Source organism: Algoriphagus litoralis, from assembly GCF_003259255.1.
In the GTDB taxonomy this organism is placed as follows: Bacteria; Bacteroidota; Bacteroidia; order Cytophagales; family Cyclobacteriaceae; genus Algoriphagus; species Algoriphagus litoralis.
This window is the reverse complement of sequence record NZ_QGOL01000071.1, coordinates 1-326: the sequence shown is the minus strand read 5'-3', so window position 1 is coordinate 326 and position 326 is coordinate 1. Positions and strand designations below refer to the sequence as shown.

At 56.4% G+C, this 326-nt stretch carries 1 protein-coding gene; it reads right to left on the bottom strand.

What is annotated here, in order from left to right; translation table 11 throughout:
* On the bottom strand, nt 1-326 hold a 326-nt coding region (locus DK188_RS21400), incomplete at both ends, for a DUF7507 domain-containing protein (RefSeq protein ID WP_449353840.1).

Genomic DNA, 326 nt, shown 5'->3' with positions numbered 1-326 from the left:
GTCTGCTTGTCGTCGTCATCGTCTGACACCGGTGCCTCGTTCGGATCCACGCCCGTAGCGGTCGCCACGTTGGTGAACTCGCCCGCGTCGATGTCATCCTGAGTCAGAGTGTATTCACCTGTAATCGTCGCATCGCTCATGCCTGGTGTCAAGCTCGCTATCGGTCCGCCGGTCACCGTCACGTTCGCATTGTCATCCGCTACACTGATGTCGTAGATGGTCACGTTGCCCGTGTTCTTAACCGTGAACACATAGGTGATCTTGTCCCCTTCGCTCGCTACTCCGTCGCTGTTGGTATCGTTGTATGTACCCACCTTCTGCAAGTC